The organism is Streptomyces sp. NBC_01410 (assembly GCF_045040195.1).
Taxonomy (GTDB): domain Bacteria; phylum Actinomycetota; class Actinomycetes; order Streptomycetales; family Streptomycetaceae; genus Streptomyces.
The window spans coordinates 7,860,433-7,886,180 of the sequence record NZ_CP109530.1 but is presented as its reverse complement, the minus strand read 5'-3'; the positions used below and the strand labels follow the sequence as shown (position 1 = coordinate 7,886,180).

Sequence of the window (25,748 nt, the reverse complement as noted above, 5' to 3'; positions counted from 1 at the left end):
TGTGAGGCGTTGACTGTGGATTCATTTGCATACGAGGGCACGGGCGCCCCGGAAGGCGCCCGCCGGCCCGTGATCGGTATCAGTGCCGCCACGACATCGATCAAGGTCGCGATCTTCGACATGGAGGCGACCTTCACCCCCCAGCAGTTCATCGACCGGGTGGCCGCCGCGGGCTGTGTACCCGTACTGCTGCCGCCACTGCCCGGAGTGGAGGCGGCCGTTCGCGGTCTCGACGGTCTGCTGCTGCTGGCGGGGCCGGATGTGGACCCGGCCTCCTACTCGGCGCCGCGGCACGAGAAGACCGCGCCCATCGACCCGCGGCGGGACGCGGCCGAGCTCGCGCTGCTCGATGCGGCGCTTCGCTCGGGAGTGCCGTTCCTCGGTATCTGCCGCGGCCTGCAACTGCTCAATGTGCTGCGCGGCGGCACCCTGCACCAGCATCTGCCCGACATCGTCGGACACACCGGCCACTCCCCCGGGCTGCGGGAGTACGGGCAGCAGCCCGTGCGCCTGGAGCCGGGCAGCCGTATCGCCAAGATCCTGGACGCCGAGCAGGCCACGGTGCCGTGCCACCACCATCAGGTGATCGACCGGCTCGGCGAGGGGCTCACCATCACCGCCTGGTCCGAGAGCGACGAAACGGTCGAGGCGGTGGAGGTCGCCGACCATCCCTTCGCCGTGGCCGTGCAGTGGCACGCCGAGGAGAGCGACGACGACGGCCCCTTCCTGGCGCTGGCCGAGGCGGCGGGACACACCGCTCGTGCCCGCGACAGCCGTTAGGGCTCACGCGGGCGGGCACAGCGATGCGGCCCGGACACCACCCTCGCGGGGTGTCCGGGCCGCATGCGTCCTGCTAGCCCCAGGCGCCGGCGACCTGCTTGGTGGTGGCGTTGAGGCGGTTGAAGAGGTTGGTCACCGCAACCATGAGGATCAGGGCCGCGAGCCCCTTCTCGTCATAGTGGTCGGCGGCCTCGTCCCAGATGTCGTCCGGCACCGGGTCGGTGCGGTCGGCCAGCCGGGTGGCGGCCTCGGCGAGCGCAAGGGCGGCCCTCTCGGCGTCGGTGAAGAGGGGCGACTCGCGCCAGGCCGCCACCGCGAAGAGGCGCTCGTCGCTCTCCCCGGCCTTCTTGGCGCTCTTGGCCCCGGAATCGACGCACGCGCTGCAGCCGTTGATCTGGCTCGCGCGCAGATGCACCAGCTCCAGCGTCTTCGGCTCCACACCGCCCGCGTAGACGGACTTGTACAGCGCCTGGATGGGCTGCGTGGCGTCGAGGACCATCGCCGGGTTCTTCATCCGTGCTTCCATGAATCTCTCCTCCAGAGGTCTTGCACGTGGGTCACTGCTATGACGGATCGCGGCGCACGAATGTGACAGGAGGATGCGCCTGAATCGGCCAACCCCTGGGGACTGCGATGGCCGAAACGGCTCGGGAGTCAGCGCAGCCGGGCGGCCAGGAACTCCTCCCACGTCCGGCGGCCCGCTGTCGGCGACCTGCCGGACACCAGCAGGGCCCCGGCGCGGACCGGGCCGATGCCCGGCATCCACAGCGGAAGAATCCTCCGGCGACGCTGTACCGCCCGCAGATAGCCCTGGACCAGCTCTGCCGCGCTCGAAACCCGCGGCCCGCCCATGTCGGGCACCCGGCCGGCCGGTCGGCCGAGCGCCAGCTCCACGAGCCGGGCCGCCACCTCGTCGGCGTCGACGGGCTGCACAAGGAAGCCGGACGGAACCGGCACCACCGGCAGCTTCGCCGCCTTCTGGGCGCCGGTGAGGATCAGGTCGTAGAACTGGGTGGCACGCAGCACCGTCCACGGCAGCCCCGAGTCGGCCACGATCCGCTCCGAGGCGAGCTTCGCGCGGAAATAGCCGAACGAGAGGGAGTCGACGCCGACGATCGACACGTACACCAGGTGCGGAGCCCGGTCCTGCGCCGAAGCGGCCCGCACGAGGTTGCGGGTCGCCTCTGCGTCGCCCTTCTTGTCGCTCGCCAGATGCACGATGACCGACGTCCCCTTGACGGCCGAGGCGATTCCCTCGTCCTTGGCCAGGTCGCCGGTGACGTACTCGACGCCTGCCCCGGACGCCCGGCTGCGCCGGCTGAGCACCCGTACCTCACAGTCGGCGGCCCGCAGGCGCCCGACGACGAGCCGTCCGAGCGTTCCCGTGCCGCCGGTGACCAGCAGGCGCGACGTCATGGCCCCTCCTCTTCTACGACAAGCCCCAGGGGCGCGGGACTTCGGTGTGAAGTCCCGCGCCCGCCTTGTGTGGTGTCCGGTCAGCTGCCGACGCGTGCCGGCTCGGCGTGCTCGGTGACCGCGAGATGCGGCTCCGCCTCGGGACGGCCCGGACGCCAGATGCGCGGGCCGATCTCCAGCGAGAGCGCGGGGATCAGCAGACTGCGGATCAGGAAGGTGTCCAGGAGCACCCCGACCGCGACAAGGAGCCCCTGCTGCAGGGCCTGCACGGTCGGAATCGCCGCCAGTACGCAGAACGTCGCCGCCAGCACGACACCCGCCGAGGTGATGACGCCTCCGGTCACCCGCAGACCGCTCAGGATGCCCTCGCGGTGGCCGCGCAGCTGAACCTCTTCCCGGGCGCGGGTCATCAGGAAGATCGTGTAGTCCACCCCGAGCGCGACCAGGAACAGGAAGCCGAACAGCAGCAGCCCTCGGTCGATGCGCGGGTAGTCCAGCGCGTGGAACAGCAGGGACGCGGCTCCCACTGCCGAGGCGTAGGAGAGCACCACGGACACCAGCAGGACCAGTGGCGCGACCAGTGCGCGCAACAGCACGATCAGCATGATCAGTACGACACCGAGGATGAGCGGGATCAGCACCATCTCCTCGTCGGCCTGCGCGGTGGAGGTGTCCAGGGCGATGGCGGTCTGGCCGCCGACGACCGCGTCATTGGCCTGGCCCGGGCTCTTGTCCAGGGCCGTGCGCATGCGCTCGACGGTGTCCCGGGCGGCCTCGGTGTCCGGTGACGCGCTCAGCACCGCGGTGATGTGCGTCCAGCCGTCCTTGGACCCTGCTGTTGCCGCAGACTCCACGCCGGACACGCCCTCGACGGCCGCTCGCGCCGCGTCCGCGCCGGCAGCCGGGACATAGACGTCCGCGGGAGACGACGACCCTGCCGGGAAGTGCTCGGCGAGCAGTTCCTGGCCCGCGACGGAGTCGACGGTGTTGGTGAACTGCTCGGCCTGGGTCTGACCCGTCTGTACGGAGGTGGCACCGAAGGCGAGAGCCACCAGCACGACAGCGGTGCCGATCCAGATCGGGCGGGGCCTGCGCCCCACGGTCCCCGCAACGCGCGCCCACACGGTGCGCCCCTGTTCGGCGCTCGCGTCGTAGCCGGGCGTGTGGCGCGGGACGAACGGCCAGAACACCCAGCGGCCCAGGATGACCAGGAGCGCGGGCAGCAGGGAGGTCATGGCGAGGAACACCACGGCGACACCGATGGCCACGACCGGACCGAGACCGCGCGTGGAGTTCATGCTGCCGAACACCAGGCACAGCGTGGCGATCCCGACGGTCACGGCGGAGGCCGCGATCGCGGGCAGCGAGCGCTGGACGGCCACCACCATCGCCTCGTGCCGGTCCTCGTGGCGGTGCAGCTCCTCGCGGTAGCGGGCGATGAGCAGCAGCGCGTAGTCGGTGCCGACCCCGATCGAGAGGACGGCCAGGATGTAGGCGCTCATCCCGTTGACCACGAGCCCCGCGTGCTTGGCGAGCAGATACACCACGCCGCTGGCCACCTGACTGGCAAGCCCCACCGCCAGCAAGGGGATCAGCCACAGGACGGGACTGCGATAGGTGACCAGCAGAAGCAGTGCGACGACGGCGAGCGCCGCGCCCAGAAGCGCGCCGTCCATACCGGAGTAGACGTCGATGAAGTCGGCGATGTTGCCCGCCTCACCGGCGATCCTGACCTCCAGCCCGTCCGGCGCACCGTCCTTGGTGAGTTTCTTGACGTTGTCCACGCCGTCGCCCAGCACGCTGTTGTCGCTCGGTGAGGTCGCCAGCGGCACGCTGAGGAACGCGGCCTTGTTGTCCTTGGACACCAGCGGCTCGGACACCGGGCCCGCGGTGCCCTTCTGCGCCAGGCGGCCCCGGTCACCGTTGATCTTGGCCAGGTCGGCCTCGGTGAGCCCGCTGCCGCGTGCGTAGACGATGACGGCGGTGCTGCTGTCCTTGTCGGCGAAGTGCTCTTCGGCGAGTTTGACGGCCTGCGTCGACTGGGCGTTCGCGGGCAGCCAGGTCTCGGGGTCGTTGTCCTGGACGTCGCCGAGCTTGGCGGCCAGCGATCCGCCCACGCCCATGAGCAGCAGCCAGAGCACGAGGACGACCCACTTGGTGCGTCGGCCGGCCACGAGCGAGGCGTATCGGCTGGAGAAGGTGGTTGTGGGGGGCGGCTGCGCGATGGCCGGCTCGGGAGTTGGAGGGTGCGTCGTCATGAATGCTCGCTAAGGGTCAGGAGTCCTGTGCTCAGGGCTCGTTACGAACTCGCGGGGGGAAGGGACGAAGCGCGCCAGTCGTCTGCCGGTGGTCGTACGGGGCCGCGAGCACTGCCGGCGATCAGTTGCTCGCTCCCGGCTGCTCCGCTCGGTCACGTCCGATGGGGTGCCAACCGATCGGAAGGGGCCAGTTCTCGTCACATCGGCTGGGTTTCGTTCGTCACTTCTATGACGGACCGCGGCCGGGAGTGGTGACCGTGGACGCGTTCGTCACTTCTATGACGGACCGCGACGGAGGAATGTGACCGATGAATGAGGGCGAATGGCTGGCCGCGCGGTTCGAGGAGAACCGGCCGCGGCTGAAGGCGGTGGCCTACCGGATGCTCGGTTCACGCAGTGAGGCCGAGGACGCGGTCCAGGAGGCCTGGCTGCGGCTCCACCGCTCGGACCCCGACACCGTCGAGAACCTGAGCGGCTGGCTCACCACGGTCGTCGGCCGCGTGTGCCTGGACATGCTGCGCTCGCGCACCTCGCGGCGCGAGGACCTGCTCGACGAGCCCCCGTCCATGTCGGTCACCGATCACCGGGGCGTGGTGGATCCGGAGCAGGAGGTCCTGCTCGCCGACTCGGTCGGCCTGGCGCTGCTGGTGGTGCTGGACACCCTCGACCCCGCGGAGCGGCTGGCGTTCGTCCTGCACGACATGTTCGCCCTGCCGTTCGACGAGATCGCTCCCATCGTCGACCGCACACCCGCGGCCGCCCGCCAGCTCGCCAGCCGCGCCCGGCGCCGGGTGCGCGGCGCGGCCCGGGCACCCGAGCCCGATGTGTCACGCCAGCGGGAGATCGTGGACGCGTTCCTCGCGGCCGCGCGCGGCGGGGAGTTCGACGCGCTGCTCACCGTCCTGGACCCGGACGTCGTCCTGCGGGCCGACTCCGCGGCCGTACGCGCGGGCGCCACCGGTCTGGTCCGCGGGGCGTCCGCCGTGGCCGACACCTTCTCCGGGCGCGCCCAGCTGGCCCAGACTGCGCTCGTCGACGGAGCCGTCGGCGCCGTATGGGCGCCCCGCGGCCGGCCGCTGGTCGTCTTCGGATTCACCATCAGGGACGGGAAGATCAGCGCCATCGACCTGGTGGCCGAGCCGGAGCGGCTGCGCCGCCTCGACCTGGCATTCCTCAACGACTGAGTCCGGCTGTCAGGACTGCTGTCCCGGGCCGCCCGGATCCTCGCCGGTAAGGGCGAGCACCCGGTACAGGTCATCGGGCACCTCACGGCCCGCCGCGCCTCGTTCCCCGGCGTAGTCGCCGAGCATGCGGGCGAGTTCAGCGTCGCCTCTGGCGCGCTTGGCGAGGAAGGCGATCGCGTCGACCGGTACGCCGTTGAACAGGCACTTGAGGACGGCGTGGCGCCAGGCGTGCGGATCGAGGTGCTCGGCGGCGTATGGGCCCACCGCGGCGGCGACCAGCCGCGTGTCGTTGGTACGCAGCGCGTCCTCGACGAGCGGCAGCCCCTGGACGGGATCGAGGCCGAGATACGGCAGGGCGCGCAGGACCGCACGACGTTCCGCGGCGGAGCCCTGATGGTAGAGACGGGCCACCGCGGGGGCCTTGGTACGGGCGGCGTGCAGCAGCAGGACCCGGATGACGTCCGCGGCGTCCTCGCCGCAGTAGCGGCCGGCCTCTGCGAATCGCAACTCCCAGGCGGGCAGGCCGCGTTGGGCGGAGGGCGCGGGCCGGTGCCGGTCCGCCTCGGCGGCGGCCAGCGCGCCTTCCAGCCAGTCACGGGCGGGGGGCGCGAGCCGCTCTTCCAGTTCGGTGTGCAGATCGGCTGTTTCCGCTGGGGCGTACATCAGGTGCTTCCTCCGTTTCGTATGTCATGCGCGGACCGCGCGTCACGGGGCCTCCCGCAGCCGATCGGCAAAGGAAAGCAGCTCCTCGAACTGCTCCCCCAGCGCGGCCGGACCGCCGTCCGGATCCTTGAAGTAGAAGCCCAGTTCCGGCAGCGGGCCCGCCAGGCCGACCTCGTGTGCGCGGGCCAGCAGCAGGGCGAGGTCGAGCACCAGCGGCGCCGCGAGCGCGGAGTCGCAGCCCTGCCAGATCGTCTGGAGGATCATCCGCGAGCCGAGGAAGCCCTCGAACGCGATGTGGTCCCAGGCCGTCTTCCAGTCACCGAGCGCCGGGACGTTGTCGATGTGGACCTCGCCCTCGGGCACGATGCCGAGGATGTCGTTGAGCACCCGGTTCTTGCCCGCGTTCTTGGCGGCCGCGGCCCGGGAGTCGGCCAGCGCCGCTCCGTCCCCGCCTCCCAGCAGGTTGGTGCCCGACCACGCCCGTACCCTCAGAGCCCGCTGCACGAACATCGGGGCGAGCACGGAACGGAGCAGCGTCTGGCCCGTCTTGCCGTCGCGGCCCGCGTACGGCAGTCCGCAGACGGTCGCCGACGCCGCGAGCGCGGGATGGCGCAGTCCGGCCGAGGGGGTGAAGTTCACATAGGGGCAGCCCGCGCGCAGCGCCGCCGCGGCGTAGAGCGAGCTCGCCGGAAGGCGGGCGTCGCCTGCCGCGGTGGCGGGTTCGGTGGAGGCGACGTTCACCACCACCGCGCGGGCGAGCCCGCGGCGTCGTACGAAGTCCGTGATGTCGGCGGTGAAGGCGGCGATCAGTTCCTCGTCGGTCCTCATGTCGCCGGACTGCGGCCCACCGGGACGTATCTCCGCGTCCGCGTCGGCCAGTTCGCGCCGTACGGCGGCGACCAGGCCGTGCGGTATCACTCCCCCGTCGGCCAGCGCTTCCGCGCGCTTGGGCAGCGGGGCGCTCTGCGTGTCGTGGCCGCCGAAGACCAGTGAGTCGAGCGGCGGAAGTCCCGAGGCGGCGAAGGGCGGTGTCCCGGTGACCATGCCGGTGGCCGGGGTCAGTCCGGCGGCCACGGCGGCGCACCCGGCGACGGCCGTGGTGGCGAGCGAACCGCGGGCTCCGAGGAACCACACGCCGGTCCGGGGCCGGGGATCGAGGGTGTCAGGGGTGCCGGGGGTGTCGGTGGGAAGGGACACGGCTGCCTCCTGGGTCCTGTCCGGTCGATCAGGCCGGATCAGTGAGCGGGGTCTGGCGTGGTGCATCGCAGGCCGGAGGATGGGGGTCCCCCCGCCGAAGGCAGGGGGCGAGCCCACGCGGAGCGTAGGCGACTGACGACAACGCAGCGAGGTGCCGTGCCAGGGCACACGAGCCCGGCAAGATCGGCCGGACAGGGCCCACACGGGGGGCGCGGACGGTCCCGCCGGGCGTGCGGAGCCGGCGGGACCGTCGGGCCTCACTGGGTGATGCGCACCAACTCGCCGCTGGTGCCGACCGACTTGTTGGTCACATAGATCTCGTCGTCGGGCCCGATCCCCAGGCCGGTCGACATCGACAGCTTGTCGCCGGTCGGGACCTCGGTGACTTCCTTGGACCGCGTGTCGATCTTGTGGACCTTGCCGGGCAGCGGGCCGGTCTGCGTGTAGCCGCCGGTGAGCGACAGCGCGACCAGATTGCCCTTGCTGTCCAGGGCGAGGTCGCTGAGCGCGGTCAGGCCGTTGACGAGGACCTGCGGCTTGTGGCCCGGCACGATCTTCCAGATACGCGACGCGCCCGGCTTAAGGGCGCCCATGTCGCAGACATAGATGGTGCCGTCGCCGGCCACGACGACGCCGCTGGGCACCGCCTGAACGGGCTTCCCGTCGGCCGACTTGCTGTCGGGGAAGACCGTTTCGGTCGAAGGGCGTCCCCAGCCGGGGACCTTCACCAGGTCGTTGCCGCCCGCGTCGGTCACCAGCCAGCCGGTGCGGGTCTGCGCGAAGCGCCACGCGTTGCTGTGCGCCGTCGTGGGCTCCTGCGGTGTCGGCGCATGGCCGAGGACCCAGTCGGGGTCGGCCTCGGTCTCGTACTTCACGAGGTCGCCGAGCACCCGGCCGGACCGGGCCTGGTAGAGGGTGCCCGCGTACTTGCCGTCCTCGCCCAGCGTGGCGCGGTGTTCGAGGTTGCCGCCACCGCCGTTGAGGACGACGAAGCCGCCACGGGGTCCGGGCGCCACATCGTTCGGGCCGGTGGCGGAGACCGGCTCCTGCGGGCTCTTGGGGCCGACGCCCACCGACTGAAGGCCCGTGACGACACGGCCGCTGCTCCTGCCGCCGCCGACGCGGTAGACCGAACCTGTGGCACCGACGCACTCCGTGCCGGCAGCGCAGCCGGGTTTGCCGGTGCCCGACTCGGCGACCAGGACCGTGCCGTCCCTCAGGACGGCGATGCCGCGCGGGTTGTTGAGCCCGCTCGCTATGACCTCGTAGCCGGGTGTCGTCTCGTTCTGCGCGGCCTGCGCGGCACTCGGCCCCATGGCCGCCGTGACGCTGCCCACGGCAGCGGTCGCCAGGACGGCGCCCGTCCATGACCTGCCCAATCTCGACATCTCTCTCCCTCGTCGTGAGCCTGCCCCCTGTCGTGGGAGCGGTTGGGAAACCCGCGTCACGATAGGCATGCATTTCACGCCGGTCCCGCGTGTCCAATCGGCGCCGATCAGCGGTGCATTGTGGTTCGCCCGGCCCGTGACCAGGGTTTTGGGGCTATTACGCGACGGCGGCCGCGGTGTTCAAGTGCGGTGATTCCGCGCTTGAACACCGCCCGTGGCCCTAGGAGTTCTCGAGAATACGAGCAGCTTTCCTGAGCAGTTGTCCGGCTCTGCGCGACAGCTCTACAGTCGGCCGGGCGAAGCCCATGGTTTCCGGAAATCGATGTATCCCGTACGGCCGCCGGAATACACGTAATGCGCTGAACACGCGCCGCCACGCGGGAAGTCCGACACAGCTGAGCCACCGCAACGGAGGAAACTCATGCCCGCTCTGCCACCCGCCCCAGTCGTCCGCACCGTCGAAGGTGTCCGAGCGCGTCTGCAGCACCTGACCCGGAAGCTGGCGCCCGCCCCGTTCGCCCTGCTCGAGCTGGCCCAGGGCTCCATGGTCACCCAGGCGATCTACGTCGCCGCAGAACTCCGCGTGGCCGACGCGCTGGAGGACGGGCCGCTCACCGTGCAGGAGCTCGCGCGCGAGGTGGACGCCGACCCTGAAGCGCTCCACCGTCTGCTGCGCATGCTCGCCGGCTACTCGATATTCGCGGAGCAGGGCGACGGCCGGTTCCGGCTCACACCGATGGCAGACGCGCTGCGCGAGAACGCACCGGTTTCGATGCGCGACATCGCCGTCCTCATGGGCCACCCCATCCACTGGGAGGACTGGGGTCATCTGCTGGATTCGGTGCGCACCGGCGAGCCGAGCATGCCGAAGCTGCGCGGCATGGGGGCATTCGAATATATGGAGGCGAATCCCGACTACGGCAAGGTGTTCATCGGTGGCATGGGCTCCATGTCGGACACCGAGACGCTGCCCATTGTGGCGGCGTACGACTTCTCGCGGTTCGGGACGATCGTCGACTTCTGCGGCGGAAGCGGGACCCTCCTGGCGGGAATTCTGCAGCGCGCCGCCGGTGCTCGCGGAATCCTTTACGACCCCCGCGTGGACAACAACGGCGCCGCGGACTACCTCAAGGAGGAGGGTGTCGCCGACCGGTGCACCATTGTGGGCGGGGGCCTGTTCGACGCGCCTCCCGCGGGCCACGACGCGTACATCCTCAAGCACATCGTGCACGACTGGCCCCAGTCCCAGGCGCTGGAGATCCTCAAGAAGGTGCGGGAGGCGATCAATCCCGACGGCCGGCTGCTTCTCATGGAGATGGTGCCGCCGTCCTCGGGGAACGCGCCGCATGCGGCGAAGCTCGTGGACCTGTGGCTGATGCTGCTGGTCGGCGGCAAGGAGCGCACCCAGGAGCAGTACGCCGAACTGCTCGCCGCCGCCGGGTTCCGGCTGGAGCGGGTGGTGCAGACCGCGGCAGCGATCTCGATCGTCGAGGCCCGGCCCTGCTGATCGGGCGGCGCGGCCGGTGACGCTGGCCTCATGACGTTAGTGGCCCAGGACCGATCCGGTCCTGGGCCACGAGCGTCGTCACCTGGCGGTGAGGCAGTCCTCCAGGAACGCGAGTGCCCGCAGATGGTAGGCCCGGGCCGCCCAGCCCAGGCTGATGTTGTGGCCCGCGTCCGGCTGCCGGTCGATCTGGACCCGGGGGGCGGTGCTCAGCCGTGCCCTCAGATCGGCGAGGTCCTCCTCGCCGTGGTGCCACCAGCGCTCGTGCTCGGCGAACGTCAGCCGGACCGGTACGCGGACACGGGGCGCGATGTCGGGGAACAGCTCGGGCCAGCGGCCGAGTTCCGAGGCTTCGCGCAGCGGCATCGGGGCCACGACCGTGGCGCAGAAGCGGAAGGTGTCCGGCGGATACAGGCTCAGCGGGCCCCAGTGCCGCCGGGTGTCCTTGCCGTCGCCGTTCGCGGCGGGGACCGCCGCATAGCGGTGGCCGCAGCCGGAGATGTCCAGGCCGAGCAGCCGCGGTGTCCCTTCGGGGTCCGCGGCCGTGCACAGGGCGAGCTTCCCGCCGAAGGAGTGGGCGAGCAGGAACAGTCCCGCGCCGGTCGGATACCGGGAGGCGAAGTCGGCGAGCGCGGCACGCAGCAGCCCGGTCTGCTCGGCCAGCGTCTGTCCCTCGGGCAGAGCCGCGGCGGACTGCCCGTAGCCGGGGCGGTCCACGGCCAGGACCGTGTAGCCGAGGCTCGCTCCGAGGAGGAGGAGGGACTGGTCGGGGTGGGCCGTTCCGTCGAAGTACCCCGCGGTCATGCCGCCGCCGTGGACGGCGACCACGACCGCGCGCGGGGCCGTGTGCTGCGGCTCGACGAGCAGGGCGGACAGGGCGATGCCCGCCGCGTCCAGGGTGATCCGGCGTACCGGACGGGACGGGGCGGGCGTCGGCGGGGCGGGCGGGGGCTGGGGCTGGGCGGCCTCAAGCTCCGCGGTGGCCACCGGGGGCGCGAGCCCTGCCGGTGGCTCAACCGTCCGGGGCGCCCCCGCCGGGGATGCCCCGGCCAGGGATGCCCCGGCCAGGGACGCGCCCGTCAGGGAGGCACCGGCCAGCGGGGTTCCGTTCAGCGGATCGGACAATGAGTTCCCCATCAGCGTCCCCCACAGACCGGGCCATTCCTGGATCATGCGCCGGACCCGTCCCGCGAGTCGGGGCCGAACCACCGGTGCAAGGCCTTGGTCAGGCCGTCCAACTCGTCCCCGGCCCAGGCCACATGGCCGTCGGGCCGGATGAGCAGCGCGGCCGTGCCGGCCAGCGGGTCGGCGCCGTCCACCGGCTTGGGCACGGCGGTGGTGACGCTCACGCGGTCGTGCAGGCCGGCTGCCGCCTGTCGGATACGAGTGTCGTCGGCGAGGTCGAGCAGTACACCGCGCCCCGGGTGCAGCAGTTCGGTCGTGCTCATCTCGCCCCCTGAACCGATCAGTTGACGGCGTGGAAGGCGGCGGCCCAGGAGCGGATGGTCGCCGTCGCCGAAGTCGTAGCGGATGTCGAGACCGCTGACGATTCCGGCCAGATGCCGTTTCACGTCGTCGTACTCGATGAGTTCCGAGAACAGTTCGCGCAGCGGGTCCGACTCCGGGCCGCCGAGGAAGACCATGCCCTGGGCGCGGGTGTTCATCAGCAGCCGCCTGCCCACCGGGTGCCGTTCGCCGTGGTAGGTGTCGAGCAGACCGTCCGGTGCACCGCCCCTGATCACGGCGGCCAGCTTCCAGCCGAGGTTGGCGGCGTCCTGGACCCCGCTGCTCAGCCCCTGCCCGCCGGCCGGGAGGTGGATGTGGGCCGCGTCCCCGGCGAGCAGGACCCGGCCGCGCCGGTACTCGGAGGCCTGGCGGGAGGCGTCGGTGAAGTAGCTCACCCACTCGGCCCCGCCGCCGTGGATGTCCTCGCCGGTGATGTGCTGCCAGGCGTCGGCGACTTCCGTGAAGGTCACCGGCATCTCGTCACGGCCGCGCGCCGGAGTGCCGTTCGGGCAGACGATGATGCGGTCCACGCCCTCGGCAAGCGGAGCCGCCATCACCATGCCGTTCGGTTGGCGTTCGCCCAGGAAGCGAGGGCGCAGCCGGCACCCGGTCACATCGGCGAGGAACATCGCGCGGGTCGCCGATGTGCCGGGGAAGTCGAAGCCGGCGGCCTTGCGGACGTTGCTGTGTCCGCCGTCGCAGCCCACGAGGTAGGCGGCGCTCAGCCGCTCGACCCCGCCCGGGGTCTGCACGGTGACCGTGACACCGTCGCCGTCCAGGAAGCCGTCGGCGAGTTCGAGGAACTGCCAGCCGCGGCGGATGTCCACGCCCAGCTGCGAGGCCCACTCCTCCAGTACGGCCTCGGTCTGGTTCTGCGGGATTCCGCGGGCTCCGAAGTGGGCGCCCTCCAAGGTGGTGTAGTCGAACTGCACCCCGCCGAAGTGGCCCATCGGGCTGATCTCCAGCGTCTCGCCCTGGCCGAACCGGGGCAGGAGTCCGCGCTGGTCGAACACCTCCATGGCGCGGGCCGTGAAGCCCAGGCCCCGTGACTGGCCGGTGGGCCGGGTCAGCTGTTCGGTGACGATGACGCGTGCCCCGCCCAGACGCAGCTCGGCGGCGAGCATCAGCCCGGTCGGACCTGCGCCGACGATGATGACGTCGGTGTCCACGGCTGTCCCTTCCATGGTTGTCCTTTCCTCGAGATGGAGTTGTGGTGCCGCGGGTAGGGGGTTGGGGCGAGGCTTCGGGGGCTCAGCGCGGCGGGCCGAACCAGCGTTCCAGCGCCTGACGCAGTCCGGCGGTCCCGTCTCCCGCCCAGGCGACATGGCCGTCCGGTCGCACCAGGACACAGCCGGTGCCGTCCAGTGCACTGCCCGCTCGCGGGAGCGCCGCCAGCAGGCTGACGCGGTCGGACCAGCCGCTGTACGGGGACAGCGGTGCTCCGGCCCCGCCGCTCAGATCGACGAGTATGCCGCGAGCGGGGTGCAACAGCTGGGAGGTGGTGAGGTGTCCTTCACCGGAGAGCAGGACGGTGTGCGGCAGCCGGGCGCCGAGCAGGGGCTGGTCGGCCGGCCCGGCCTCGTAGCGGATGTCGAGACCGCTGATCATTCCGGCGAGATGCTCACGCACGGGGGCGTACGCGATGAGCTCCGCCAGGACGGTGCGTACGGGCTCGACTTCGCTCCCGCCGAGCAGCAGCCGGGCCTGGGCCTCGATGTTGGCCAGGACCCGCCGGCCGACGGCGTGCCGCTCTTGGTGGTAGGTGTCGAGCAGTCCGTCTCCGGCCCGGCCGGACACCGTCGCCGCCAGTTTCCAGCCCAGGTTGAAGGCGTCCTGGAGACCGAGGTTGAGGGCCTGGCCGCCGATGGGCATCTGGCGGTGGGCCGCGTCCCCGGCGAACAGGATCCGGCCGTGGCGGTAGCTGACCAGCTGACGGTTGGCGTCGCCGAAGGAGTTCACCCACAGCGGCTTTCCGCCGCTGATGTCCTCGCCGGTGACCCGCTTCCAGATGGTGGCGATCTCCTCGAACTGCGCTTCCTCGGCGCGCGGCCGCGCGCTGCTGCCGAACTCGTGCACCATTACGCGGGTCACGCCGTCGTTGCGGCGCGCCGCGATGGCCAGGCCCTGCGGCAGCCGGTTGAAGCGCCGGTCGGGGACGGTGATGCCCTCGACGTCGGCGCGCAGCAGTTCGCGGCGGGCGTCGTGGCCCGGGAACTCGGCGCCGATGAGCCGGCGGACCGTACTGTCCTCGCCGTCACACGCGACGAGGTACTGGCCGCGTATGTGCACGATGCCGTCGCGGCACGCGGCCTCGGCCTGTACGTACTGCCCCTGACCCGCCCGGGCCTGGGACAGGGCGCGCAGTTCGTGACCGCAGCGGATGTCGGCGCCCAGCGAGAGCGCCCACTCCTCCAGCACCGCCTCGGTCCTGGTTTGCGGCACCTTCCACTGGCCCGGGTAGGGGCTCGGCAGGGTGAGGTCGAGCGGGATGCCGCCGAAGTGGCCGCGTGTCTCGTTCGGCGGTGTGCCGAAGTGGGTGAGGAGGCCGCGGCTGTCGAGGATCTCCATGGTGCGGGCGTGCAGGGTCGAGGCCCTCGACTCGTCCGTGTGGACGTGCCGTTTCTCCAGGACGACCACGTCGAGGCCGCCCAGCCTCAGCTCACCGGCGAGCATGAGCCCGACGGGGCCGGCGCCGACGACGATGACCTGAGTGTCCAGGCGGTCCGCGGCCACGGTCAGCTCTTCTGTTCGGCGTAGTTCTTGGCGTGGTCCAGGGTGGCGCGGCTGTTCGTACTGAGCGCCGTGTGGACGTATGCGCGGGCGTCGGCGACGGTGGCGTCCGGGCCCAGGATCTTCGCGATGTTGGCGGTGTTGAGGGTGACGGTGTGCTGGGAGGAGGCCTCGGTGCCGCCGCCGGCCGACTCCTCGAAGGTCCAGACGCCGGTGTGCAGGGTCATCAGCGCGGGCAGCGTGACCTGCTTGTAGGCGATCTTGTGGTGCGGGAAGGTCACCCGGTACGACTTGGTGGTGTGCGTCGAGCCGTCCTTGGCGCGGGTGTCCATTTCGAGGGTCTGCAGGCCGGGAGTCTCCTCCGTGAGCCGCACGGTGGCCACATGGGGCAGCCGCTCGGACCACCGGTCCGCCTCGTTGATGAAGTCGAACACGTCCTTGGCGGCGCCGGCGATGTGCACGGTGTCGGTGAAGGAGAAGGTCACCTCCTCGGCGGCGTGCGCCAGTTCGACGTTCTCCTTGAGCGCCGCCAGCTCGGCGGTGCTGTTCTTGTCGACGGCCCGCTCGATCCAGAGCAGATCGTGCGCGTCGTCGTCGACGGCCCGGTAGTCGTGCAGCAGCCGGACCCGGGACTCCGTCTCGCCGAGTGGCTCGATGATCCAGGTGCCGCCCATGGCGGCGACCGGCGGGGCGGTGATCTCCTGCCGGAAGGCGATGCGCAGGGCATCGGGATCGAGGGTGCGGATCGATGTCCAGTTCTTCGCCTCACCGTTGGCGGTCGCCCAGATGCGGATCCGCTCCCGGGTCCCGTCCGCGTCCGCGTCCAGCTGGTCGACGTGGATCGTCGGCGGGAAGATGCGCGGCCAGTTGGTGACCTCCGCCAGCAGCCGGTAGACCTCCGCCGCCGGGGCGCCGACCATGATCTCGTGTTCGACTTCACGGGTCGTCATGACCACTCCTCCTTCACATGCTTGGACGGGATCAGAAGTTGCCGAGGCCGCCGCAGACGTTGAATGCCTGCGCGGTGATCGAGGCGGCCGTGTCCGATGCGAGATAGCCGACGAGCCCGGCGACCTCTTCGGGGGTGGAGTAGCGGCCGAGGGGGATCTTCGCCTGGAACTTCTCGAGGATCGCCTCCTCCGAGGTGTCGTACGCGGCGGCGTACCCCTGCCGCACCCGCTGCGCCATCGGTGTCTCGACGTAGCCGGGGCAGACGGCGTTGACCGTGATGCCGGTGGGTGCCAGCTCGTTGCCGAGTGCCTTGGTGAAGCCGACCACACCGTGCTTGGAGGCCGAGTACGGCGCGCCGAGCACGACGCCCTGCTTGCCCGCGGTGGAAGCGATGTTGATGATCCGGCCGCGGTCCTTGTGCCGCATGGCGCCGGTGTTGAGGACCGCCTTGGTGAGCCGGAAGACGCTGTTGAGGTTGGTGTCGATCACCTCGTCCCACAGCTCGTCGGCGATGTCGGCGGTCACTCCGCCGCCCGACCGGCCGGCGTTGTTGACCAGCACGTCGATCGGGCCGAACCGGTCGACGGCGGCCTGGACGAACGCCGCCACGGCCCCGCCGTCGGTCACGTCGACGACCGAGCCGTCGACATCGAGCCCTTCGGCCTGCAGCTCCTTGACCGTGGCGGTGACGTTCTCGGCGCTGCGCGCGCCGATGTACACCTGGTGGCCCTGCGTGGCCAGCAGCCTGGCCGTCGCGAGACCGATCCCGCTGGTCGCGCCCGTCACCAGGGCGACGCGTGCCGTCTTCTGTGTCATGTCGGATCCCCTCAGGCTGCCTGGACGGGCGCCAGCTGCGCGTTGACGGCTTCGATGAGGGCGCGCGGGGTCTCGGCGTCGGCGACATCGTCGTCGTCGAGCGAGATGTCGTACTCCCGCTCGATGAAGCCCCCGGTCTCCAGGAGCGCCAGCGACTCGTAGCCGAGGACGGCGAAGGGCGTGTCCAGGATGTCGCCGTCCAGGTCGACGCCCTCCTCCGCGCCCGCGGCCTGGAGCAGGATGCGCTTGAGGTCTTCGATGGTGAAAAGCTTGGTGGCCATGTGAATCCCTTCATCGATACGGCATGTGGTGGTGCGTGTGCCTCGGTGGTACGAGGCGGTTCCTCGGAGGTTGCTAAGCGGTGCTGCCGGGGGCGCGCACGACCATGGCGGAGTTGAATCCGCCGTGGCCCCGGGCCAGCACCAGCGCGGTCCGCACGTCGGCGGTGCGCGGCTGGTTCAGAACCAGGTCCAGGACGTACTCGGGGCAGGGGTCGACGTGCACGGTCGGCGGGATGACCCCTTCCTCCATGGCGAGGAAGGCGGTAGCCAGGTCCAGCGGCGCCGCGCCCGAGTACAGGCGTCCGGTCATCGTCTTCGGCGCCGTGACCGGGACCCCGCGGACCCCGAAGACGGCGGTGATCGCCTCGGCCTCGATACGGTCGAGCGCGGGGACGCCCGCCCCGTCGGCGAAGACCACGTCCACGTCGCCGGGGGCGATCGACGCGTCGGCGAGGGCGATGTCGATGGCCTTGCGCAGGCCCGGCTCGCGTCCGGGGCCGTCCTGTTCGCTGGGCCGTCCCATGCTCGGCCTGGGGTCGATGGTCGCCCCGTAGCCGGAGATCTCGCCGTAGACGCGGGTGCCCCGGGCGCCTGCGGACTCCGCGTCCTCGAGGATGAGGATCGCGCCTCCCTCGCCCGGCACATATCCGCGCGCGTCGCGGTCGAAGGGCAGGTAAGCCCTGGTCGGTTCATCGCTGGTGCTGAGCTTGCCGCCCGCCAGCTGCGCCACCCAGCCCCAGGGGCAGAGCGACGCGTCGACGGCGCCGGACACGACGAGGCTGGTCCCCTTGCGGATCTGCCGGCGGGCGTGGGCCACCGCATCGAGGCCGCCGGCCTGGTCGCTGACGACGACGCCGCTGGGGCCCTTGATGCCGTTGCGGATGGATATCTGGCCGCTGTTGACGGCGTAGAACCAGGCGAAGGACTGGTACGCGGAGACGAACTGGCTGCCCTGGCTCCACAGCTTCTGCAGTTCGCCCTGGCCGAACGCGAAACCGCCCGAGGCGCTCGCGGTGACGACGCCCATGTCGAACTCGGGGAGGTCTTCGGGACGTACGCCGGCGTCGGCGAGAGCCCAGTCGGCGGCCACCAGCGCGATCCGCGTCATGCGGTCGGTCTGCGGGATGAGACGGCTGGGCAGATACTGCTCCGCCTCGAATCCGGGGATCTCCCCGGCCAGCCGGGACGGATAGCCGGACGGGTCGAAGCGGGTGATGCGGCCGATGCCGCTCTTGCCGCTCAGGGTCGCCGCCCAGTAGTCCTGAGCGCCCAGCCCGTTGGGAGAGGCGATGCCCAGGCCGGTGACCACTACCGACGAGGTCATATGAGGCTCCTTTCGTGACTGGCCAGAACCATGGCGCTCTGGAATCCGCCGAAGCCGCTGCCGACGGTGAGGACCGCGTCGACGAGCTGGTCGCGCGCCGTGAGCGGTACGTAGTCGAGGTCGCACTCCGGGTCGGGGGTGTGCAGATTGGCTGTCGGCGGCACCACGTCGTACTCCATCGCCAGCGCGGAGGCAGCGATCTCGATGGAGCCGATGGCGCCCAGCGAATGCCCGACCATGGACTTGATGGAGCTGACGGGAGTGCGGTAGGCGTGGTCGCCGAGGCTCTTCTTGAACGCCGCGGTCTCGTGCCGGTCGTTCTGCTTGGTGCCCGAGCCGTGCGCGTTGATGTAGTCGATGGCGTCGCCGTTCATCCGCGCCTCGTCCAGCGCGACCCGGATCGCCTCCGCCATCTCCGCGCCGTCCGGGCGCAGTCCGGTCATGTGGTACGCGTTGCTGCGGGTGGCGTAGCCGGCGATCTCCGCGTAGATGTGGGCGCCCCGCTTGCGCGCGCTCTCCAGCTCCTCCAGGACGAAGAAGGCGCTGCCCTCGCCGAGCACGAACCCGTTGCGGGTGCCGTCGAAGGGACGTGAGGCACGCTGCGGGTCGTCGTAGCGCGGGGTTGTGGCCTTTATGGCGTCGAAGCAGGCCATGGTGATCGGCGAGATCGGGGCGTCGGAGGCGCCGGCGATCATGATGTCGACGGAGCCTTCCCGCAGCAGTTCGACGCCGTAGCCGACGGCGTCGATGCCGGAGGTGCAGCCTGTGGAGACCACGGTGCTCGGCCCCTGCGCGCCGACCGCCCAGGCGACCTCGGCCGCGAACGAGCTGGGAACCAGATGGTTGTACAGGTGCGGGGCCGCGTACCGGTGGTCCACGAGGTCCAGCCGGCCGCCGTCGCTGACGACCCGGTACTCCTCGTCGAGTCCCATCGTGGCACCCACGGCGCTGCCCACGGTGACGCCGATGCGGTACGGGTCGAGGCCGCCCAGGTCGAGTCCGCTGTCGCCGACCGCGCCGCGCGAGGCGACCACGGCGAACTGCGCGGCCCGGTCCATGCGCCGGACCTCCTGCGGGCTCAGCCCGTGGCCGTAGGGGCAGAAGTCGATCTCGGCGGCCACCCGGGAGCGGAAGGGCGCGGGGTCGAAGAAGGTGATCCCGCGGGTCGCGGTGCGTCCGTCGCTGAGCAGGTCCCAGAAGTTCTTGGCCCCCACCCCGCCCGGGGCGATGACCTCGAGACCGGTGATGACCACCCGGCGCCCGCTCACGCCGACGCCTTCCAGGTGTAGAAGCGGGTGGCCATGGCGTCGGACGGCGAGCGCCAGGTGGCCGGGTCGTAGGCCTCGATGAACGGCTTCAGGTCATCGCTGATCCCGACGAAGCGCGGGTCGCTCTTGGCCTGTTCGATCAGCTCGCCGCCGTTGTCCTCGTCGAAGTCCTGCAGGTGGAAGTACAGGCCCCGGTAGGAGAACAGCTGGCGGCGGCGTGTTCCCATGATCCGGGGCATGTCCGTCGCGTCGAAGTCGGCAAACAGCCTGGCCACCTCAGCACTGGAACCGGGTGCCATCCGGGCGACGATCAGCGTGCTGTTCATACGTGTTCGCTCCTTGGCGGTCGCGGTTTGAGCTCGCAGGGCCGACGGTGAGGCCTCGCGATCGTGCCCGGCACGGGGGAAGCCAGAATTCCGCCAGAGTCGGATTGGCCTGATCTCTCGGCGGCACCGGCCGGGCACATCAGGACGCCCGGCTCGCCGAAGGAGCCGGGCGTCCTGTCGCTTCGGGCGTGCCGTGCCTATTGCCTCGCGTCTGTCACTGGCCGGCCGAGCGCGTGTGGACGACGCGGTAGGTGTTCCAGTCGCTGCTTGTCGCCAGGGACTCGACGCGGGCCTGCGACTTCTGCCGCGCCGGGGACTGCTCGCCGTGCGGCAGGGCGCGGAAGGCGTCGTAGGAGTCCTTGTCCGCCCACTGGGAGTAGACGACGACGAAAGAGCCCTCCAGGCCCCGGGCGGCCAGGCCGCGCAGGACGCTGTGGGAGCGGTACCCCGGGACGTCGAGCAGCCAGTCCTGGGACGGGCCCAGGGCGTCGACCAGGTCGCCCTGGTCGCTCTCCGCGACCCCGAAGACCTCGATCACGGTGAGGTCGTCGCGGGTGGGCGAGACCTCGATCGTGTCGCCGATTGACGGGTGGTGCTGGGTGAACGCGATCTCGTTCTGCAGCAGCCGGATCGATGTCGTGATCTCGCCGAAGACCGGGAGGGTGCGGTGCTTGAACTCCTCGCCGGCGTACCGCGCCTGAAGGTCCTCCCCGCTGCGCCACTGGATGAAGTTCGCGGTGCCCGGCTTGTCCTGGCCGGCGTGCACGGTGCTGGAGATCCAGCCCTCGTACGTCGCCGCGTCGACGATCTTCCGCATCTCCGCCAGGAGCTTGTCCTGCTTCTCGGGGGCGTCGGTCGTGAACAGATTGAGGACGGTCAGATGCTGGTCCTCGGTGGAGATGATGGGCATTTCTTCCTTCGCTTCCTTGAGGGTGGCGGGTGTAAGAGCCGTCGTTCCCGGCTCAGTCGGGCAGGCCGAACCAGCGGCCGAGCGCGTCGGCCAGGCCGTCGGTGCGTGAGCCGGAGGGCGAGGCCCAGGCGACATAGCCGTCGGGGCGCACGAGGATTCCGTCCATGGGGGCGTCGCAGTCGGGGTCGTCGGCGGTGACCGTGTCGACCCGGCCGGCCCAGCCGGCGGCGATCTCGCGCAGCTGCGGGTCGCCCTTCAGGTCGAGCAGCACGCCGCGGCCGGGGTGCAGAAGCTCCGAGCTGCTCGTCTTCCTGCCGCCGATGGCCACTTCCTTGTCCGGAAGGCGCCGGCCGAGCAGCGGGTGGTCGCCGGGGCCGACGTCGTGGCGGATGTCGAGGCCGGTGACCATGCCGACGAGGTGGCGCTGCACCGACTCGTGCTGGGTCAGCTCGGCGAGGACGCCGAGCAGCGGCGTCATCTCGTCCCCGCTGAGGTAGAGGATGCGCTGGGCAAGGGTGTTGGTCAGGATGCGGGCACCGACCGGGTGGCGCTCGCTGTGGTACGTGTCGAGCAGACCGTCCGGCGCCTTGCCCTGGATGTCCAGGGCCAGCTTCCAGCCGAGGTTGACGGCGTCCTGCACCCCCGCGCTCATCCCCTGGGCCCCGATGGGCAGATGGATGTGCGCCGCGTCGCCGGCCAGGAACACACGTCCGCGCCGGTATTCGGCGGCCTGTCGGCTGACGTCGGTGGTCGAGCTGACCCACAGCGGCGTGGCGCCGCTGATGTCCTCGCCCGACAGCCGCTCGAAGGCCGCGGCCACCTCCTCGAAGGTGATCGGCTCGGGGCTGGTGCGCAGCGGTTCGTCCCGGTCGAAGTAGATGATCCGGCTGCGGTCGGGGCCGATCGGCAGCACCATGACCATGCCGCCCGGCACCCGTTCGCCGCTGAAGCGCGGCCGCAGCCGGACGCCCGCGACATCGGCGAAGCGCAGCTCGACGGCGGGGTCGGTGCCGGGAAAATCGATTCCGGCCAGTCGGCGGACGATGCTGCGCGCGCCGTCGCAGCCCACCACGTACCGGGCGCGCAGCGCGCTGGTGCCCTCGGGCCCGCTGAGCTGCACACTCACGCCGTCGTCGGCCGCGTCGAGGCCGACGACCTCAACCGACCGGCGTATCGTCACGCCCTGTTCTGCGGCCCAGGCGCCCAGCATGGCCTCGGTGCGCGACTGGGGTATTCCGCGGGCTCCGTACGAACCTCCGCCGACCACACGGTAGTCGAGAGGAACGCCGCCGAAGTGGCCGGCCGGAATAACGTCGACGTCGCCGAGACGGGACAACAGGCCCCGCTGATTGAATTCTTCGATCGTGCGCGCCGAGAAACCGAGAGCCCGCGATTCCCTGATCGGTTCGGCGAGCCGCTCGACCACGGTGACCGACACTCCCTTGAGACCCAGCTCGCCCGCGAGCATGAGTCCGGTGGGGCCGGCCCCTACAATGATCACGTCCGCGTCAAAGGTGTCCATCTGCCCTCTTCCAACTGGTGTTTCTCGAGTATTGCGAGGGGCTCGGCGGGCCGTAAATAGCCGCCGGTACAGGCCTTTTACAAGCCGGTACAGATTTCTTTCGTGAATGTCAGATCTCGTACAGGAAGGCTTGGTCCGCGAGAAGAACTGCGGTCATGCTCAGGCATGACCTCAACCCGATCCACCGCCGAAATAGGCTCACTTCTGGACCGTTATCTGGTCGGTCTCGACGACGAGAAACTCGACGACGACTGGGCGAAAAGGCTGTTCACCGACGATGCGGTCGTCGAGTTCCCGATGAGCCGGCACGAAGGGATCGACGGGCTCGCCGCCTATCACCGCGGCGCGCTTGCGGCCTTCGAGCGGACGCAGCATCTGGGCTCGCCGGCCGTCGTCGAACTCGACGGTGAGCGGGCCCGGTTGCGGGCCAACCTCATCTCGACCCATGTCCATCTGCCGGACCAGGCGCTGCCGGACGGCGGGCCGCCGCCGCTGTTCGCCACCGGCACGTTCGTGACCGGCGAAGCCCGCCGTACGAGCGAGGGCTGGCGGCTGAGCCTGCTGTCGTTCCGCCTGATCTGGGCCACCGGGAGTCCGCCCGCACCGCGCACGTGAGCCATGGCCTCACAGATTGAGGCTCAGCACCCGGTCGACCGCGATCTCGACGACCACGCGGTCGGCCGGGCTGGGCGGCGAGGACCAGTAGCGCCTGGCGTAGCGCCGCACGCCTTCGGCCACGCGGCGGGGGTCCTCACTGACGGTGGCGGTGCCTTCGAGCGTGACCCAGCTGAAGCCGTCCACCTGGCACAGCGCGACCCGGCTGCCCGGGGCGGCGATCAGATTCCTGGCCTTGCGCGAGGAGGCGACCGTCAGGACCCGGGCGAGCCCGGTCCCGGCGTCCCAGGTGAACCGTACGGGCGCGGCATGGAGGGATCCGTCGGGCCGCAGGGTGGTCAGCGTGCCGACGTGCGGCGCGGCCAGGAATTCCTCGGCCGGGTGCGGCATCGCCGGGATGTCCGTACGTGCTCCTGAGCGCGGCATGGCGTCTTCCCCTCGTGATTCGGCTGCCGGGCAGTGTGCCGGGGCGCGCTCGAATCGCGGTGTACCGGCGGGGCGTTCAGTCGATGCCCCGGACGATGTGCGGCTCGGGCGGTTCGTCCTCGTCGACCCCGGCGAGCCGGGGCGCCGGAGCCAGGAACACCAGGTCGCGTGCGGGGCGTTCGCGCTCTTGCTTGTCGTCGTGCATGAGCTCCTCCTGGGGATCGCTCGGACCACTCCTCCGGTTCGATCGGACCAGGGTGTCAAGATCTGCTCGAGAGCGGCTGGAGCCGACGGGGCTCAGTCCACGGGGGGTTGTTCCGCGAGCAGACGAAGGATGTCGCCGACGGTCGTGTCGTCGGCTGTCCGGGGCAGCTCTCGCAGCAACCACGCGCACTCGCTGAGGAGTTGGCCGGCGTCGGCGATCCTGCCGCGGTCGTGCACGGCGGTGAGGGCGAGGCCGCCGTCCGCGTCGCGGCGGGCGAGCAGGACGACGGGGTACGCGGCGGGCGCGCCGACGGCGCCGGGCGGCGAGACGCGGATGTCCTGGGCGGCGAGAGCGGTCTCGAGGCCGTCGGCCATCCGCGGATAGTGCGCGAAGACAAGGACGCTGTCGAGGAGTTGCCCGGCGGCCGGACGGCCGCTCCATGCGTGGATCTGCTCCAGCGACACCCATTCGTACGCGGCCATGTCCAGTGTCAGGTCGCGCAGTTGGGCCAGCAGCAGCGCCACGCCCTGCGCCGGGGCGACCTGGATGGTCATCGGCAGCACGTTCATGAGCAGTCCGGGAAGGCGTTCGGCGACGTCCAGGGGGATGCCGCGGCCGGACACGGCGACGCCGAAGCCCACCGGCGACGGGCCGCGGGCGCCACCGGCCCGGTACAGCAGGATCGCCCAGACGGCCTGCAGAGCTCCGGCCTCGGTGGCGGCGTGGCCCGCCGCCCAGGTGCGCAGCCGTTCGGCCTCGGCGGCGCAGAGCCGGGCCGCGGCGCGGCCCGGGCCGCTGTTGCCGGTGCCCGGACCGGGCCGGACCGGGGTGAGTGCCGGCGCGGTGCCGGTCATGGCCCGGGACCAGAACTCCCGGGCCGGGCCGGTGTCCTGAGCCGCCAGCCAGCGGGTGTAGTCACGGATGTCGGGGCGGCGCTCGCCGCCGGGCAGCTCACCCCCGGCGAGGTAGGCCCGGTAGAACTCCTGCAGCAGGACGACGACGCTCCAGCCGTCCAGCAGGACGTGGTGGTGGGTGAGCAGGATCCGGGTGGTGGCGGGGCCCGCCGGTGCCGGGGGCTCGTCGACGAGCGTGATCCGCAGCAGGCCCGGGCGGCCGAGGTCGAAGCCGCGCAGCCGGTCCCGTTCGACGAGCTCGTCCCAGGCGACAGTGCCCGCGGCGTGCCGGACGACCTCGGCCCTGGCGTTCTCGTACAGGACGATACGGGGCTCGCCACGCACGTCGAAGGCCGCGCGCAGCACCCTCTCGCGGTCGAAGACGGCCTGCCAGGCCCTGGTGAACCGGCCGGTGTCCAGCGGGCCGTGCCAGCGCCAGACCAGCTGCTCGACGTAGCGGCCGGTGCCCGGGTGGGCGATCGCGTCCCGCAGCAGGCTGTGCTGCTGCGGGGTCAGGGGCACCGAGTCCGGCCCATCGGGAGCGCCGACCGACCGCGCGGCGCCGTCCGGGGAGCCGTCGGGCAGTAACGGGGCGTCGCCATGGTGCTCCTTCGTCATGGGACGTCTCCTGGTTCCTCGGCCGGACGGATACGGTGCTCCCGGGCTGAGGATGCCCCGCACCGCTGCCGCGGGGCTGATACGCCACTGACGCGGGGTCACAACCCCTACGTGTCGCCCTCCGTGGTGCCCGGGGTCATCGCCGTCAGGAACCCCTCGTCCAGCATGGTGCGCACCGAGGTGTCGCCCGCCGGGTCGAGACCGGCGTCGTGGCAGGCGATGCTGATCAGATAGCGGCCCAGCGCCAGATGCGTGGCAAAGCCCCATTCGCCGCGGGAGCCCGCGCTCCCGTCGGGGGCGCGCAGCCTGCCGCCGCGCAGACCGAAACCGAACTCGGTGAACCCCAGCCGCATGCCCTGGCCCAGCGCCTTGGTGTAGGCCTCCTTCAAGGTCCACAACCGCAGGGCCTGGGCGCTCTGTTCGTCCTGCGGGAAGGAGTCGAGCTCGGCCGCCTCGGCAGGGGTGCACATCTGGGACCTCAGCAGGTCCAGCCGCAGCGGACGGGCGGCTGGTTCCGCGTCCACGCCGATGCGGCCGATCCGGCTCAGCGCGACCACGATGAGCTCGCCGGTGTGCGTCAGGCTCACCTCGATCTGGTCGAAGCCGCGCAGATACGGGCGGCCGCCGAGCCGGTAGGCCAGGTCGAGGGACGCGGGCGGCGTGCACAGCGCCGCGCCCGCCGCGTACTTGATGAGCAGACGGGCGGCCGCGAAGCGATAGCGCACCGTGGCATCGGTGGTACGGCGGTAGCGGGTCCAGTCGTGGCCGAGCAGCCGGCGCAGCCCCGGTGTGGTGAGCACGGCGGGCAGCCACTCCCCCCACGTCGTGTACACCACCGCGCTGCCGGTCTCCGTCAGATTCCGGTGCACGGCGTGCCATGGCCCTTCGGGCCGCGGCACATGGACCGGCGCGGCGATCGTCGGCTCGTCCATGGTCGTCCTCCCCTCGTCCCCAAAGTTCCCTGTGT

Annotated in this window: 25 protein-coding genes; 4 read left to right on the top strand and 21 right to left on the bottom strand. The window is 71.1% G+C overall.

Going from position 1 to position 25,748, the window contains the following annotated elements:
* Positions 1 to 15 precede the first annotated feature (15 nt).
* Positions 16 to 780, top strand: coding sequence for a gamma-glutamyl-gamma-aminobutyrate hydrolase family protein (locus OG741_RS35825; RefSeq protein WP_405604698.1), 765 nt, complete (start codon positions 16 to 18; stop codon positions 778 to 780).
* A gap of 73 nt (positions 781 to 853) precedes the next feature.
* On the opposite strand, the gene OG741_RS35820 is transcribed toward OG741_RS35825, so the two are convergent.
* The 3 genes from OG741_RS35820 to OG741_RS35810 form a co-directional block, all read right to left on the bottom strand.
* Positions 854 to 1,306 (bottom strand): carboxymuconolactone decarboxylase family protein, encoded by a 453-nt coding sequence (locus OG741_RS35820; RefSeq protein WP_324986644.1) that lies wholly within the window; start codon positions 1,304 to 1,306, stop codon positions 854 to 856.
* A gap of 128 nt (positions 1,307 to 1,434) precedes the next feature.
* On the bottom strand, positions 1,435 to 2,196 hold the full coding sequence (locus tag OG741_RS35815; protein ID WP_405604696.1) for an SDR family oxidoreductase: 762 nt from the start codon (positions 2,194 to 2,196) through the stop codon (positions 1,435 to 1,437).
* A gap of 80 nt (positions 2,197 to 2,276) precedes the next feature.
* Positions 2,277 to 4,454 (bottom strand): MMPL family transporter, encoded by a 2,178-nt coding sequence (locus tag OG741_RS35810; protein ID WP_405604695.1) that lies wholly within the window; start codon positions 4,452 to 4,454, stop codon positions 2,277 to 2,279.
* 308 nt (positions 4,455 to 4,762) lie between these two features.
* Between OG741_RS35810 and OG741_RS35805 the strand changes: the two genes are divergently transcribed.
* A complete protein-coding gene (locus OG741_RS35805; protein ID WP_405604693.1) occupies positions 4,763 to 5,638 on the top strand; it encodes a sigma-70 family RNA polymerase sigma factor in 876 nt (291 codons plus the stop codon).
* A 9-nt stretch (positions 5,639 to 5,647) separates the two neighbouring features.
* On the opposite strand, the gene OG741_RS35800 is transcribed toward OG741_RS35805, so the two are convergent.
* The 3 genes from OG741_RS35800 to OG741_RS35790 form a co-directional block, all read right to left on the bottom strand.
* A complete protein-coding gene (locus OG741_RS35800) occupies positions 5,648 to 6,301 on the bottom strand; it encodes an EboA domain-containing protein (RefSeq protein WP_405604691.1) in 654 nt (217 codons plus the stop codon).
* Between the two features lie 42 nt (positions 6,302 to 6,343).
* A complete protein-coding gene (locus OG741_RS35795) occupies positions 6,344 to 7,564 on the bottom strand; it encodes an inositol-3-phosphate synthase (RefSeq protein ID WP_405604689.1) in 1,221 nt (406 codons plus the stop codon).
* Between the two features lie 191 nt (positions 7,565 to 7,755).
* A complete protein-coding gene (locus OG741_RS35790) occupies positions 7,756 to 8,886 on the bottom strand; it encodes a ScyD/ScyE family protein (RefSeq protein WP_405604687.1) in 1,131 nt (376 codons plus the stop codon).
* A 421-nt stretch (positions 8,887 to 9,307) separates the two neighbouring features.
* Here OG741_RS35790 and OG741_RS35785 point away from each other — a divergent pair, with 421 nt between their 5' ends.
* Positions 9,308 to 10,393: a methyltransferase gene (locus OG741_RS35785; RefSeq protein WP_405604685.1), complete on the top strand. Its 1,086-nt coding sequence runs from the start codon at positions 9,308 to 9,310 to the stop codon at positions 10,391 to 10,393.
* 78 nt (positions 10,394 to 10,471) lie between these two features.
* Here OG741_RS35785 and OG741_RS35780 read toward each other — a convergent pair whose 3' ends face one another.
* The 11 genes from OG741_RS35780 to OG741_RS35730 all read right to left on the bottom strand — a co-directional run bounded on the left by OG741_RS35780 (position 10,472) and on the right by OG741_RS35730 (position 22,024).
* Positions 10,472 to 11,293, bottom strand: coding sequence for an alpha/beta hydrolase (locus OG741_RS35780; protein WP_405605960.1), 822 nt, complete (start codon positions 11,291 to 11,293; stop codon positions 10,472 to 10,474).
* A 266-nt stretch (positions 11,294 to 11,559) separates the two neighbouring features.
* Positions 11,560 to 13,080 carry an FAD-dependent monooxygenase gene (locus OG741_RS35775; RefSeq protein WP_405604683.1) on the bottom strand — a complete coding sequence of 507 codons (1,521 nt, stop codon included), beginning with the start codon at positions 13,078 to 13,080 and terminating at the stop codon, positions 11,560 to 11,562.
* Between the two features lie 67 nt (positions 13,081 to 13,147).
* Positions 13,148 to 14,629: an FAD-dependent monooxygenase gene (locus OG741_RS35770; protein WP_405604681.1), complete on the bottom strand. Its 1,482-nt coding sequence runs from the start codon at positions 14,627 to 14,629 to the stop codon at positions 13,148 to 13,150.
* A gap of 2 nt (positions 14,630 to 14,631) precedes the next feature.
* Complete coding sequence (locus OG741_RS35765) at positions 14,632 to 15,576, bottom strand: aromatase/cyclase (protein ID WP_405604679.1); 945 nt, start codon at positions 15,574 to 15,576, stop codon at positions 14,632 to 14,634.
* Positions 15,577 to 15,607: 31 nt separating this feature from the next.
* Positions 15,608 to 16,393: a 3-oxoacyl-ACP reductase FabG gene (fabG, locus tag OG741_RS35760; protein WP_328666192.1), complete on the bottom strand. Its 786-nt coding sequence runs from the start codon at positions 16,391 to 16,393 to the stop codon at positions 15,608 to 15,610.
* Between the two features lie 11 nt (positions 16,394 to 16,404).
* A complete protein-coding gene (locus tag OG741_RS35755; protein ID WP_405604677.1) occupies positions 16,405 to 16,674 on the bottom strand; it encodes an acyl carrier protein in 270 nt (89 codons plus the stop codon).
* Positions 16,675 to 16,747: 73 nt separating this feature from the next.
* Entirely contained in the window at positions 16,748 to 17,998 is a 1,251-nt protein-coding gene (locus OG741_RS35750) for a ketosynthase chain-length factor (RefSeq protein WP_405604675.1), read from the bottom strand.
* A complete protein-coding gene (locus tag OG741_RS35745) occupies positions 17,995 to 19,266 on the bottom strand; it encodes a beta-ketoacyl-[acyl-carrier-protein] synthase family protein (protein WP_361914853.1) in 1,272 nt (423 codons plus the stop codon). The genes OG741_RS35750 and OG741_RS35745 overlap by 4 nt, the downstream gene beginning before the upstream one ends.
* Positions 19,263 to 19,592, bottom strand: coding sequence for a TcmI family type II polyketide cyclase (locus OG741_RS35740; protein WP_324986602.1), 330 nt, complete (start codon positions 19,590 to 19,592; stop codon positions 19,263 to 19,265). The genes OG741_RS35745 and OG741_RS35740 overlap by 4 nt, the downstream gene beginning before the upstream one ends.
* A gap of 214 nt (positions 19,593 to 19,806) precedes the next feature.
* Entirely contained in the window at positions 19,807 to 20,502 is a 696-nt protein-coding gene (locus OG741_RS35735) for an antibiotic biosynthesis monooxygenase (RefSeq protein WP_405604673.1), read from the bottom strand.
* Positions 20,503 to 20,554: 52 nt separating this feature from the next.
* Positions 20,555 to 22,024 carry an FAD-dependent monooxygenase gene (locus OG741_RS35730; RefSeq protein WP_405604671.1) on the bottom strand — a complete coding sequence of 490 codons (1,470 nt, stop codon included), beginning with the start codon at positions 22,022 to 22,024 and terminating at the stop codon, positions 20,555 to 20,557.
* 165 nt (positions 22,025 to 22,189) lie between these two features.
* Here OG741_RS35730 and OG741_RS35725 point away from each other — a divergent pair, with 165 nt between their 5' ends.
* The gene (locus tag OG741_RS35725) at positions 22,190 to 22,639 is read left to right on the top strand and encodes a nuclear transport factor 2 family protein (protein ID WP_405604669.1); all 450 of its coding nucleotides are present in this window, start codon (positions 22,190 to 22,192) and stop codon (positions 22,637 to 22,639) included.
* Between the two features lie 9 nt (positions 22,640 to 22,648).
* On the opposite strand, the gene OG741_RS35720 is transcribed toward OG741_RS35725, so the two are convergent.
* The 4 genes from OG741_RS35720 to OG741_RS35705 all read right to left on the bottom strand — a co-directional run bounded on the left by OG741_RS35720 (position 22,649) and on the right by OG741_RS35705 (position 25,713).
* Entirely contained in the window at positions 22,649 to 23,065 is a 417-nt protein-coding gene (locus tag OG741_RS35720; RefSeq protein ID WP_405604667.1) for a pyridoxamine 5'-phosphate oxidase family protein, read from the bottom strand.
* Positions 23,066 to 23,141: 76 nt separating this feature from the next.
* Positions 23,142 to 23,270 carry a hypothetical protein gene (locus tag OG741_RS35715; protein ID WP_405604665.1) on the bottom strand — a complete coding sequence of 43 codons (129 nt, stop codon included), beginning with the start codon at positions 23,268 to 23,270 and terminating at the stop codon, positions 23,142 to 23,144.
* Between the two features lie 92 nt (positions 23,271 to 23,362).
* Positions 23,363 to 24,781, bottom strand: a complete 1,419-nt coding sequence (locus OG741_RS35710; RefSeq protein WP_405604663.1) for a condensation domain-containing protein — start codon at positions 24,779 to 24,781, stop codon at positions 23,363 to 23,365.
* 107 nt (positions 24,782 to 24,888) lie between these two features.
* Positions 24,889 to 25,713 (bottom strand): 4'-phosphopantetheinyl transferase family protein, encoded by an 825-nt coding sequence (locus OG741_RS35705; protein ID WP_405604661.1) that lies wholly within the window; start codon positions 25,711 to 25,713, stop codon positions 24,889 to 24,891.
* Between the last annotated feature and the right edge of the window lie 35 nt (positions 25,714 to 25,748).

Excerpts from the sequence above, each read along its gene's own strand:
- OG741_RS35820 (WP_324986644.1), bottom strand. The coding sequence starts at position 1,306 with ATGGAAGCACGGATGAAGAACCCGGCGATGGTCCTCGACGCCACGCAG.
- OG741_RS35815 (WP_405604696.1), bottom strand. The coding sequence starts at position 2,196 with ATGACGTCGCGCCTGCTGGTCACCGGCGGCACGGGAACGCTCGGACGG.
- OG741_RS35810 (WP_405604695.1), bottom strand. The coding sequence starts at position 4,454 with ATGACGACGCACCCTCCAACTCCCGAGCCGGCCATCGCGCAGCCGCCC.
- OG741_RS35805 (WP_405604693.1), top strand. The coding sequence starts at position 4,763 with ATGAATGAGGGCGAATGGCTGGCCGCGCGGTTCGAGGAGAACCGGCCG.
- OG741_RS35800 (WP_405604691.1), bottom strand. The coding sequence starts at position 6,301 with ATGTACGCCCCAGCGGAAACAGCCGATCTGCACACCGAACTGGAAGAG.
- OG741_RS35795 (WP_405604689.1), bottom strand. The coding sequence starts at position 7,564 with ATGCACCACGCCAGACCCCGCTCACTGATCCGGCCTGATCGACCGGAC.
- OG741_RS35790 (WP_405604687.1), bottom strand. The coding sequence starts at position 8,886 with ATGTCGAGATTGGGCAGGTCATGGACGGGCGCCGTCCTGGCGACCGCT.
- OG741_RS35785 (WP_405604685.1), top strand. The coding sequence starts at position 9,308 with ATGCCCGCTCTGCCACCCGCCCCAGTCGTCCGCACCGTCGAAGGTGTC.
- OG741_RS35775 (WP_405604683.1), bottom strand. The coding sequence starts at position 13,080 with ATGGAAGGGACAGCCGTGGACACCGACGTCATCATCGTCGGCGCAGGT.
- OG741_RS35765 (WP_405604679.1), bottom strand. The coding sequence starts at position 15,576 with ATGACGACCCGTGAAGTCGAACACGAGATCATGGTCGGCGCCCCGGCG.
- fabG (WP_328666192.1), bottom strand. The coding sequence starts at position 16,393 with ATGACACAGAAGACGGCACGCGTCGCCCTGGTGACGGGCGCGACCAGC.
- OG741_RS35755 (WP_405604677.1), bottom strand. The coding sequence starts at position 16,674 with ATGGCCACCAAGCTTTTCACCATCGAAGACCTCAAGCGCATCCTGCTC.
- OG741_RS35750 (WP_405604675.1), bottom strand. The coding sequence starts at position 17,998 with ATGACCTCGTCGGTAGTGGTCACCGGCCTGGGCATCGCCTCTCCCAAC.
- OG741_RS35740 (WP_324986602.1), bottom strand. The coding sequence starts at position 19,592 with ATGAACAGCACGCTGATCGTCGCCCGGATGGCACCCGGTTCCAGTGCT.
- OG741_RS35735 (WP_405604673.1), bottom strand. The coding sequence starts at position 20,502 with ATGCCCATCATCTCCACCGAGGACCAGCATCTGACCGTCCTCAATCTG.
- OG741_RS35730 (WP_405604671.1), bottom strand. The coding sequence starts at position 22,024 with ATGGACACCTTTGACGCGGACGTGATCATTGTAGGGGCCGGCCCCACC.
- OG741_RS35725 (WP_405604669.1), top strand. The coding sequence starts at position 22,190 with ATGACCTCAACCCGATCCACCGCCGAAATAGGCTCACTTCTGGACCGT.
- OG741_RS35720 (WP_405604667.1), bottom strand. The coding sequence starts at position 23,065 with ATGCCGCGCTCAGGAGCACGTACGGACATCCCGGCGATGCCGCACCCG.
- OG741_RS35715 (WP_405604665.1), bottom strand. The coding sequence starts at position 23,270 with ATGCACGACGACAAGCAAGAGCGCGAACGCCCCGCACGCGACCTGGTG.
- OG741_RS35710 (WP_405604663.1), bottom strand. The coding sequence starts at position 24,781 with ATGACGAAGGAGCACCATGGCGACGCCCCGTTACTGCCCGACGGCTCC.
- OG741_RS35705 (WP_405604661.1), bottom strand. The coding sequence starts at position 25,713 with ATGGACGAGCCGACGATCGCCGCGCCGGTCCATGTGCCGCGGCCCGAA.